A 9,313-nucleotide genomic window follows, 5' to 3' on the forward strand; every position below is an offset into this window, starting at 1 on the left:
ATTGTTTTGCTGGGGATCGTCAGCCTCTGCGCCGACGCCACCTACGAGGGGGCCCGCAGCATCTCCGGAGCTTTTTTGGGATCCCTGGGGGCCAGTGGCACGGTGGTGGGCCTGGTGGCCGGCGGGGGGGAGCTGCTGGCCTATGGGCTGCGCCTGGGCGTGGGCTACTGGAGCGACCGGCTCAGTAGGGATCCCGTGCACCGCAGTCGAGGGCAGTGGCAGCTCACCACCCTGGGCTATGTCCTCAACACGGCGGTGATCCCCGCTCTGGCCTGGGTGAGCAGTTGGCCTGGGGCTGCTTTGCTTTTGCTGGCCGAGCGCCTGGGCAAAGGGATCCGCACCCCGCCACGGGACCTGTTGCTCTCCCATGCGGCGCTGCAGGTGGGCCAGGGCATTGGGTTTGGCCTGCACGAGACCTTGGATCAAATTGGGGCGGTGGGAGGGCCGCTGCTGGTGGCAGGAATGGTTGCCGCCGGCTACGGGTTCCAAGGCGCATTCTTGGCCTTGGGGATCCCGGCGGCCCTGGGGCTGGGGGTGCTGGGGCTGGCCCAATGGCTGTATCCCACCCCGCGCGACTTTGAGCCGGAGCCGGAAACCGCTCCAGCAAAAGGCTTTTCCAGGGTCTTTTGGCTCTATCTCACAGCAGCGGCCTGTGTGGCCATGGGGTTTGCCGACTTTTCCCTCATTGCCCTGCACCTGCAGCAGCAAGGTGGCGAGGCGGCAGGGATCCCCTTGCTCTACGCCCTGGCCATGGGGGTGGATGCCCTAGCCGCCCTGGGCTGGGGCTGGCTATTTGACCGCCTGGGGCTGGGGAGCCTGTTGGGGGCGGTGGTCCTGTCTGCCGGTTTTGCGCCGCTGGCCTTTTCCGGCAGCTACGGGCTGACGGTGGTGGGCATGCTGCTCTGGGGGATTGGCCTGGGCGCCCAGGAATCGGTCATGAAGGCAGCAGTAGCCGGCATGGTGGCCGCCCAGGCGAGGGGCTTTGCCTTTGGGCTGTTTACCAGCATCTACGGCCTGGCCTGGTTTTTGGGCAGCGCCCTGATGGGGGTGCTCTACGATCTCTTTCTCCCCGCTTTGGTCATCTTCTCGGTAGCCGCTCAAGCCGCGGGGGCAGCTATCCTCTGGGTCTTAATCCTAAGGGGACAGGCTGGGGCCGGGCGATGAAAAAGCCCTGCACCAGATCTACGCCGCGGTCGCGCACCCACTGCAGCTCTCCTGCCGTTTCGATCCCTTCCGCCAGGGTAGTGATCCCCAGCTTTTGAGCCAGCTCCAGCAGTTTCTCGGCAATCACCGCCTTATAGGGATCCCGATCGACGCCGCGAATGAGCTCCCTATCCAGCTTGATGAGATCCGGCTGCACCTGGTGCAACAGGTTCAGGGAGCCGTAGCCGGCGCCCAGGTCATCCAGCGCCACCCGAAAGCCCGCCTGCCGATAGAAGCGCAAAATCCGCTGCAAGTGGTCCAAATCGGGGCTGCGGTCGGATTCGTTGACCTCAAACACCACCCGCTGGGGCGGGATCCCGGCGCGGCTGATGGCCCAGACGGTGGAGCGCAGGCAAAAGGCCGGGTCGTAGATAGCCGTAGGGCTGAAGTTGATGAAGAGATCCCCTTGTAAGCGGTGCTGGGTGGCCGCGGCAATGGCCGTGCGGCGGGCGGCCAAGTCCAAGTGGTAGAGCAGCCCGGCCTCGCGGGCCATGGCAAAGAGCAAGCCCGGCCCAATCACCTTGCCCTCTTTGTCCAACCCCCGCACCAGCGCCTCGTGGCCAACCACACAAGTGGGATCCCACCCCCCGACAATGGGCTGAAAGTAGGTGGTGAGACGGTTTTCCTTCAACACTTCCAGCAAAAGCTCAGCTTGGGTGCGGTGGAACAACTGCAGCAGCGACTCCACCCGGGCGCAATCTTGCCAGCAGGGATCCCTATCTCCGGCCAAAAACAGGGCGCGGCTGGCCCGTATCTCTTCTTGCGAGAGAATATCAGCCATTGTCTCCAGGGTCTTCTTAAGGGCTCCCTGGGCAATGGCAACAACTAGGCCAAGGTCTTCTAAAACTTGCACGGGAACCTCTGTCTTGGCCTCCAGAGCCCGCCAGAGCTTCTGGTGGGTATGAGGAGTGGGCAGCCAGAGAAATAGGCGCCCTGCCTCCTGCAGAAAGGCGGGCAGAGCTGGGCAGTCGGGGCAAGACATAGATCTGCAGGGAGTAGCTAGAGGCAGTCCCCCCGACAGTATGCCTTAGCTCTCTTAGAAATTGCCAAAAGTTGTCAATCAAAAGAAAAGTGTCAAAACTGATCCTTCATACCCCGCAGCCGCGCAAAAACCCGCACCGGATCTTGAACGCCGGTGGCCGCCTGCAGAGCCGGCTGATCCCAGCGCAAAAAAGGATTGGTGCGGCGCTCTTCGCCAATGGTGCTGGGCACCGTCGGGGATCCCGCCTGGCGCAGCGCCACCACCTGCTGATAGCGCGCCTGCAAGTCGGGGTTGTCGCCATCTACCGTCAAGGCAAACTTGAGGTTGTTCAAGGTGTATTCGTGGGCACACCACACCCGCGTCGGTTCAGGTAACTGGCGCAGTTGATCCAGGGATCCCAGCATTTGCTCTGGGGTGCCCTCAAAGAGCCGCCCGCATCCCCCAGCAAACAGAGTATCGCCGCAGAAGAGATCCCCGCTTTCGGGGAAGTAGTAGGCAACATGTCCCCGCGTATGGCCGGGCACAAACAACACCTTCGCCTGCCGGCCCGCAAATTCCACCGTCTCTCCCGCCTGCAGCTCCACCCTCTGGCCAGGGATCCGCCCTCGATCCACCTGGCTGCCGTAGACGACGGCGCGGGGGTAGCGGGCCACAAGTTGCAGGTTGCCCCCCACATGGTCGTGGTGGTGGTGGGTGTTGAAGATGGCCACCAGCTCCGCCCCCAGCTCGGCCAATTTGTCCAGCACGGGCTCGGCCACTGCCGGATCCACCACTGCTGCCGTTGCCGTCTCGGGATCGTAGAGCAGATAGATGTAGTTGTCGCGCAGGGCAGGCAGTTGCAGAATGCGCATGGCCAGCTAGTCCTCAAAAATGGCCTGTTCTACATCCTGGCGGCTGAGGGAGTAGGGGAAAGACAGGGTTTTCGTGTTGCCATCCGGGTAGGTGTAGCGCACCCAGATGCTGGTCTCTTCTAGGCGCAGGCAGGCTTTCCAGCCCGGCCGCTCGCAAAACCATTGCTCCACATCCTTTGGGTCGCGGGTGCAGCCTTGCTCCTCCAGCCAGCGTTCGATGGCGTGGAGCGGGTGATTGTAGAGAGGTGTGGTGGCAGGGGGCAAAGGCATGGTGAGATTCAAACGCGCGCAGAGAAGCCGTCAAACTAGACAAAAGTTAACAGCCTATTCCATTCAAGCACTTGATCCATGGGAAGCTCCGAGCGCTTTGTCTGAACCTCATCCCCAAGCAACCGGAGTTGGTTAGCCCACCCCGCCCTCCCGTAGCCAGGCCAAAGCAACCGCCAACACCAAACACGCCACGAAGGTGGATCCCATCAGCAGCAGGGCACAGAGCTCGCCCGCCGAGAGAGGCCGGGTTTCCATGCGCAGCTCGAGAGAATCCAGATCTGAGGATCCCGTTATACTGAGGGAGCCCATGTTGGTCGTCATCGCCCGCAGGCTGGCATCGTAGATGGCCCGTTTTGCCGGGTTGCTGAGCACGAGATAAGCTTCCTGCAGCTCTTGGAAGCAGCGAATGGCCACTTCCGGGGCCAGGGGGGAAGTGTCGGGGTGGTAGCGTTTGCTCAACTGCCGATAGGCCCGCCGAATGGCCTCAGGAGATGCCCCTGGAGACAGGCCCAACCGTTGGTAGTAGGTGAGGGAAGTCAACGAGCGCATGCAAGCTGATCTCGACTAAGTGAGACGGTGGGGACAGCAGAACGCTTCTCCAAGGAGCTGAGCTTTGATCCAGTGTAATCACTTGGCCAGCCGTCGGGATCCCCTGAGCATGGCTCTATTCTTCTTCCTCTTCTTCCGACTTGGCTTTGGGGTAGTAGAAGCCGGTGTTGCGACCGCTCAAAATTGAACGCCCAATGGTCATTGCCCGCTGGGCCTGGAGCTTGGCTTTGCCCAGCCAAACGGCATACCGCCTGCGACTGCGGGCTTTCGAGGTTTTCTTCTTAGGAACAGCCATAGCTTGTACAAGAACACAGCCTTACTAGGCTAGCACTGAGCTTGCACCGTCGATCCCGGCTTTGTTTCGTCAAGTAGTCTATTAGCAGTTGACTCCAGAGAGAGCGAGCATCTCCGCACAATAGGGTTGAGATGGGTCAACTCTTCTACGCAAACCTTCTCAATCCCTTTTCCCGGCAGCCTTGGAGTCGATAGAGTATGGGACATCTTCTGGAACAGGCGGCCAGGTGATATCGGTCACCCCCCGGAAGCTCTTTTGGGTGCAAGCTAAGAATGGACTGTGGCCACTTCCTCGATCCAGGAGATCGCTCAACCATGCGCAACCTCTTTTCCATCTTGTTGTTCGGGATCCCGCTGCTGAGCTTGGGTTGGACGGGGATCCCAGTGGCTGCCCAATCCACCAATCCGGAGCTGTGCCAGAAGTTTCCCCAAGACCTTCGCTGCAATCTCTCTGCCCCCAGCCAGGTAGGACAAGCGCCTCAACCCAGCACTCGCCCGCGCGTTGCGGTTTTGGATTTTGATTTCAGCAGCCTCAGCAATTCCTACAGCCTGCGCGAGGCTTCCCGGGGGGTGAGCGATCTGCTGGTGGATCGGCTGGTGAGAGATGGCACTTTTTCTGTTATCGAGCGCTCGCGGCTGGATGCGATCTTGGCCGAGCAGAACTTGGGGCTATCGGGGCGGTTGGATGCCAACACCGCCGCTCAGGTGGGCCGGATCCTCGGGGTCGATGCGGTGATCCTCGGCAGTGTTACCCAGTTCGATGTGTCGGTGCGCCGTTCCGGCGGTGGGGCGCCGGTCTTAACCCCCTTCGGCAGCTTTCCGCTGGCGGTGGGGGCCGAGTCGGTGGATGCCGATGCCAACGTGCAGCTCAATGCCCGCCTGGTGAGCACCAGCACGGCCGAGATCTTGGCCGTGGTCGAGGGCCGGGGCAACGCCAGCCAGTCGGATAGCACGGTCACGGTTGCCGGCTTTGGCGGGGGATCCGCCACCAGCAACGAAGAAAAGCTGCTGGTTTTGGCCAGCCAGCAGGCGGTGGAGCAAATTGCCCAGCAGTTGGCCGGTTTTGCCAGTCGCTTGGCGGCCCAGCCCCGCTCTTTGCCGACCATCGATGCCTTGGTGGCGGATGTCTACGGCAATCAGGTGATCTTGAACAAAGGCAGCCGCGACGGCTATCGCGTGGGCCTGATCCTTTCTGTGGAGCGCGTCGTTCGCGAGGTTAAGGATCCGGCCACAGGAGCAGTCCTGCGCAAATTGACCGAGCCAGCCGGCCAAATTCAACTGACAGAGGTGGATCAGGGATCCAGTGTGGGCCGCATTCTCAGCGGCTCTGGCTTTAAGGTGGGAGATGTAGCCAAGCCTCTCCAGTAAACTCCCAACGCTCTATCTTCAAGACCCTTCAATCGGGGCAAAGCCCTGGCGTTGAATATTTTCGGTAACGGTGCGCGGCTCCAGAAATTGCAGCAGGTAGTCGGGGCCACCGGCTTTGGATCCCACGCCGGAGAGCTTGAAGCCGCCAAAGGGCTGCCGCTCGACCAAAGCGCCGGTGATCTCGCGGTTGATGTAGAGGTTGCCGACAGCAAAGTCTTGGCGGGCCTGTTGGATGTGGGAAGGAGTGCGGCTGTAGACGCCGCCGGTGAGAGCGTAGGGAGTGGCATTGGCCAGCTCCAGGGCAGAGGAGAAATCCGCTGCCGCAATCACCGCCAGAACCGGTCCAAACAGCTCCCGCTGTGCCAGTTCCGATTGGGGATCCACCTGGCTAAACACCGTGGGGCCGACGAAGTAGCCTTTTTCCGGCACGGGCAGGCTGAGTTCCAAGCGGGCGTAGGCTTGGGCCGCTTGAATGGCCTGTTGCAGGCGGGCTTGGGCCTCGGCATCGATCACCGGGCCGACCTGGGTGCTAGGATGAGCCGGATCCCCCACGTTTAACGACCGCACCGCCTCGATCAACCGCCCCAAGAACAGGTCGTGGATCGACTGCAAGACAATGGCCCGCGAGCAGGCGGAGCATTTTTGGCCACTGTAGCCAAAAGCAGAGTTAACCACCCCCTTCACCGCCAGATCCAGGTCGGCGCTTTCATCCACAAGGATGGCGTTTTTGCCGCCCATCTCGGCAATCACCCGCTTGATGTGGTGCTGTCCCGGTTGCAATTGCGCCGCCTGGGCAAGGATCTGGCAGCCCACCGCCTGGGATCCAGTGAAGGCAATCAAATGTACCCGTGGATCTTGCACCAGGAGAGGGCCGATCTCTTCCCCAACTCCTGGCAGAAATTGAAAGACGCCTTCCGGGATCCCGGCTTCGGCGAGGGCCTTGAGGATGAAGCCTGCCAGCTTGGCGGCGACCAGCGAAGATTGCTCTGCCGGCTTGAGGAGCACGCAGTTTCCAGCCACCAAAGCCGCCATCGCCATGCCACAGGGGATGGAGAGAGGAAAGTTCCAAGGGGCGATCACCACCGCCACACCGCGGGGCTGGTAGTGGTAATGGTTGGTTTCGCCGGGCAGGTTGCACGCCCGTCCTCGATCCAGAGCCTCCATCTGCTGGGCGTAGTAGCGGCAGAAGTCGATGGCCTCGGAAATCTCCCCATCGGCCTGGGCGATGGGCTTGCCCACCTCCAGCACCATCCAGGCGGCCAGCTCTGCCCGTTGAGCCTCGATTTGCTCCGCCACCCGCCGCAGGATCCCCGCCCTCACGGCCACAGGCGTGCGCCGCCAGCGGGGAAAGCTGGCCTGGGCCGCCCGCAGGGCTTGCTCCACCTGTGCGGGACTGGCCAACCCAATCTCACCCACCACTTGCTCGGGATCGGCAGGGTTTAAAGAAGGAATAGACTGTCGGGTTGGGCGATATTCTCCGGCAATCCAGGGCTGAACTGTCTGGCCCAGTTGCGTTTGAACTTTTTGCAGGGCCTGAAAAAAGGGATCCCGCTGCTGGGGCTGGCTGAAATCCGTATCGGCAGCCGCGACAAACGAGAGGGAAGGTGGCTGAAACATGGATCCCTCCTCCAAGACAGGGGGGGCCAACAACTGTTCGGCGTCGTAGCCCTGGACACTTTGCCGCAGGAAGGACGTGTTGGCGGTATTTTCCAGCAAACGCCGAATCAGATAAGCCATGCCCGGCAGCAGCTCTCCATAGGGACAGTACACCCGCACCCGCTGTCCCTTCTGCACCAGGGCCTTGGCCAAGGGGTCGGCCATGCCGTAGAGCACCTGCAGCTCAAAAGCAGACTGAGGTACCTCCAGCGCCTGGGCGATGGCAATGGCTTTGGCCTGAGAACGCACATTGTGGCTGGCAATGGCGGCACGCAGATGGGTGTGGTGCTCTAACAAAAGCTGGGTCAGGCGCTCAAAATTGGCGTCGGTGGCGGCTTTGTCGTTGTAAACCGGCTGCGGCCAGTGCTTTTGCGCCGCCAGGATGGTCTCTTGATCCCAGTAGGCGCCCTTGACCAGGCGCACCGTCACCGGGGATCCCCGCTCTTTGGCCCAGGCGATCAGGTTTTGCAAATCGGTGTAGCTATCCCGCAGGTAGGCTTGTAGGGTCAGGCCAATGTCGGTGCGGCTGCGGAACTCCGGCTCCAGCAGCAGCTCCTGTAAAATGGCCAGGGTAAGGGATTTGTAGCGGTACTGCTCCATATCAAAGTGGATCCCGACTCCCAGGGCCTCGCCCCGGCGCAACAGGATGCGGATCCGTTCTCCCACCTTGGCTTTGGCCCCTGCCGGGTCGATGGGGTCGAACTGGGAATAGAAGGCCGTCAGCTTCACCGACACTTGGGGCATAGGCTGCGGCTGCGGCCAGGTTTTGACCACCTTTGCCAATTGCTCCATCGCCTGTAGGTAGCGCTCCAGGTAGGATTGGGCTTCGGCTTCGGTGAGGACGGCTTCCCCCAGCAAATCCAGGGTAAAAGCCATGCCTTGGCGGTGCAGAGTTTCCAGCGTTTGGCTCACCTGCTGCAGGGTTTCTCCGGCAATGTAGCGACGGGCCAGGGCTTCTACAGCAGCGGTGAGGGTGCTGGCGGCCAACTGTCCAGGCAGAGAATGGGGGTCGGCAAAGTTGAGTAGGTTTTTCAGTATCCCCGGCAACTCTACTGCCGGATCCAAGAGATACTCTTGAAGATGGCGAGCCATCTCTGCTTTGCTTTTCAGGCTGGGCAAAACATCGATCAAGCGGAACAACTGGGTGCGCAAATGGGGGTTCTCCATCGCCCAGGCCAGCAGCCTGTCCTCCCAACGCAGTTGATCCCGCCATTGGGCCAGCAGGGATCTCCCCTCGCCCCGAACGGAATTCAACAGAGACTGGGCAAGTGCTTGGGTTTGAGCCTCATAGGCGAGAGGAGCAGCTTGGGCAACCATAGGGCAATCGGAAGTAGAGCTGGCGGGATCCCACTATCCTGTCACGGACGGGATTGAGCCTGAGCTAGATTTTGATAAAGATGATAGTTTCGACGGCCCTAACAGGGCCACTGCGGGGCCTTAAACACCACAAGCAAGACAGTTAAAACCATTTGGATACAGGAGAGCTATGCGGGCTTTTGTTGCAGGGGCTACGGGAGAAACGGGGCGGCGCATCGTCAAAGAGTTGGTGGGCCGCGGCATCCCGGTACGGGCGCTGGTGCGCAGCCGCGAGCTGGCCGCACAGGTTCTGCCCCCCGAAGCGGAAGTGGTGGTGGGAGATGTGCTGGATCCGGCCACGCTAAGGGCCGGCATGGAGGGATGCACGGTGGTGCTCTGTGCTACAGGAGCTAGGCCCAGTTGGGATCCCTTGCAGCCCTACCGAGTGGATTATGAAGGCACCAAGAACCTAGTGAATGTGGCCAAAGCCCAAGGGATCCAACACTTTGTTTTGATTTCTTCTCTGTGCGTGTCCCAGTTGTTCCACCCCCTCAACCTGTTTTGGCTGATCTTGGTGTGGAAAAAACGAGCCGAAGAATACTTGCAAAACAGCGGCCTCACCTACACCATCATTCGGCCAGGGGGCCTGAAAAACCAGGACAACGAGGATGGCATTGTCCTCTCCCAAGCTGACACTCTCTTCGAGGGCAGCATCCCTCGCCTCAAAGTAGCTCAAGTGGCTGTTGAAAGCCTATTTCAGCCGGCAGCAAAAAACCGCATCTTCGAGATCATCGCTAAGCCCGGCGTTCCCAGGCGGGAGTGGAGTGACCTCTTTGCCCTAGCA

At 61.0% G+C, this 9,313-nt stretch carries 9 protein-coding genes; 3 read left to right on the forward strand and 6 right to left on the reverse strand.

Translation table 11 applies throughout. The annotated features are described in order from the left end of the window. Positions 1 to 1,164, forward strand: a 1,164-nt coding sequence (locus tag NW862_RS12435) for an MFS transporter (protein WP_414347380.1), incomplete at its 5' end; no start/stop codon positions are given. Here NW862_RS12435 and NW862_RS12440 read toward each other — a convergent pair. The 5 genes from NW862_RS12440 to NW862_RS12460 all read right to left on the reverse strand — a co-directional run bounded on the left by NW862_RS12440 (position 1,115) and on the right by NW862_RS12460 (position 4,150). Further along, complete coding sequence (locus tag NW862_RS12440) at positions 1,115 to 2,185, reverse strand: EAL domain-containing protein (protein ID WP_414427232.1); 1,071 nt, start codon at positions 2,183 to 2,185, stop codon at positions 1,115 to 1,117. The two genes, NW862_RS12435 and NW862_RS12440, sit on opposite strands and share 50 nt — an antisense overlap. 92 nt (positions 2,186 to 2,277) lie before the next feature. Beyond that, positions 2,278 to 3,036, reverse strand: coding sequence for a hydroxyacylglutathione hydrolase (gene gloB, locus NW862_RS12445; RefSeq protein ID WP_414335175.1), 759 nt, complete (start codon positions 3,034 to 3,036; stop codon positions 2,278 to 2,280). 6 nt (positions 3,037 to 3,042) lie between these two features. Further along, positions 3,043 to 3,306 carry a DUF3143 domain-containing protein gene (locus NW862_RS12450; RefSeq protein WP_414335177.1) on the reverse strand — a complete coding sequence of 88 codons (264 nt, stop codon included), beginning with the start codon at positions 3,304 to 3,306 and terminating at the stop codon, positions 3,043 to 3,045. Between the two features lie 132 nt (positions 3,307 to 3,438). Continuing rightward, the gene (locus NW862_RS12455; protein WP_414335178.1) at positions 3,439 to 3,855 is read right to left on the reverse strand and encodes a J domain-containing protein; all 417 of its coding nucleotides are present in this window, start codon (positions 3,853 to 3,855) and stop codon (positions 3,439 to 3,441) included. A gap of 115 nt (positions 3,856 to 3,970) precedes the next feature. Then, a complete protein-coding gene (locus NW862_RS12460; protein ID WP_414335180.1) occupies positions 3,971 to 4,150 on the reverse strand; it encodes a 50S ribosomal protein L32 in 180 nt (59 codons plus the stop codon). Positions 4,151 to 4,464: 314 nt separating this feature from the next. Here NW862_RS12460 and NW862_RS12465 point away from each other — a divergent pair, with 314 nt between their 5' ends. Further along, the gene (locus tag NW862_RS12465; RefSeq protein ID WP_414335182.1) at positions 4,465 to 5,517 is read left to right on the forward strand and encodes a CsgG/HfaB family protein; all 1,053 of its coding nucleotides are present in this window, start codon (positions 4,465 to 4,467) and stop codon (positions 5,515 to 5,517) included. Positions 5,518 to 5,535: 18 nt separating this feature from the next. Here the strand turns inward: NW862_RS12465 and pruA are convergent, their stop codons facing one another. Continuing rightward, positions 5,536 to 8,490 carry an L-glutamate gamma-semialdehyde dehydrogenase gene (pruA, locus tag NW862_RS12470; RefSeq protein ID WP_414335183.1) on the reverse strand — a complete coding sequence of 985 codons (2,955 nt, stop codon included), beginning with the start codon at positions 8,488 to 8,490 and terminating at the stop codon, positions 5,536 to 5,538. A gap of 169 nt (positions 8,491 to 8,659) precedes the next feature. On the opposite strand from pruA, the gene NW862_RS12475 reads away from it, so the two are divergent. Next, the coding region (locus NW862_RS12475) for an SDR family oxidoreductase (protein WP_414427233.1) at positions 8,660 to 9,313 on the forward strand (654 nt) is incomplete at its 3' end.

This window comes from Synechococcus sp. H55.8 (genome assembly GCF_047462375.1).
In the GTDB taxonomy this organism is placed as follows: Bacteria; Cyanobacteriota; Cyanobacteriia; order Thermostichales; family Thermostichaceae; genus Thermostichus.

Bases quoted from the DNA above. Each gene is read 5' to 3' on its own strand.
- NW862_RS12440 (WP_414427232.1), bottom strand. From the start codon at position 2,185: ATGTCTTGCCCCGACTGCCCAGCTCTGCCCGCCTTTCTGCAGGAGGCA.
- gloB (WP_414335175.1), bottom strand. From the start codon at position 3,036: ATGCGCATTCTGCAACTGCCTGCCCTGCGCGACAACTACATCTATCTG.
- NW862_RS12450 (WP_414335177.1), bottom strand. From the start codon at position 3,306: ATGCCTTTGCCCCCTGCCACCACACCTCTCTACAATCACCCGCTCCAC.
- NW862_RS12455 (WP_414335178.1), bottom strand. From the start codon at position 3,855: ATGCGCTCGTTGACTTCCCTCACCTACTACCAACGGTTGGGCCTGTCT.
- NW862_RS12460 (WP_414335180.1), bottom strand. From the start codon at position 4,150: ATGGCTGTTCCTAAGAAGAAAACCTCGAAAGCCCGCAGTCGCAGGCGG.
- NW862_RS12465 (WP_414335182.1), top strand. From the start codon at position 4,465: ATGCGCAACCTCTTTTCCATCTTGTTGTTCGGGATCCCGCTGCTGAGC.
- pruA (WP_414335183.1), bottom strand. From the start codon at position 8,490: ATGGTTGCCCAAGCTGCTCCTCTCGCCTATGAGGCTCAAACCCAAGCA.